A 422-nucleotide genomic window follows, 5' to 3' on the forward strand; every position below is an offset into this window, starting at 1 on the left:
TAATGCAACAGTTGAATGCCTATACCATCTATTTTCCGAATTGTGTAATCCCTCAGAATTGAAGTCTGATCCGCGGCCCTGAGGCGTGGATAATATAACTGTTGCTCCTGAAGCTTTTACTTGTTGGATCATATCCCTCATATACTCTTTAAATTGCTCTTCAGTGGTTGTATTTTTTGGATTGGTATCATTAATTCCGAGCTGTAAGATAAAGTAGTCGCCTGGTTTAATATATTTTAAAATCGCTTCTAACTGTCCATCATCCTTAATGCCTCTTGCTATTTGGCCGCCCGATGCCATATTTCTCACCTGAAAAATTTCCTCGTCAACAAATTTAGAAAATAATTGACCCCAGCCAGCCTGTATGCTGCTATCCAATGGATAATAATTTGCTACCGTCGAGTCTCCACCAATATAAATCG

General features: G+C 39.1%; 1 protein-coding gene. It reads right to left on the reverse strand.

Annotated features, from left to right (window positions below):
- Positions 1–422, reverse strand: a 422-nt coding sequence (locus tag C9J29_RS24050) for an SGNH/GDSL hydrolase family protein (protein WP_336603302.1), incomplete at both ends; no start/stop codon positions are given.

This window comes from Lysinibacillus fusiformis (genome assembly GCF_003049525.1).
Classification (GTDB): domain Bacteria; phylum Bacillota; class Bacilli; order Bacillales_A; family Planococcaceae; genus Lysinibacillus; species Lysinibacillus fusiformis.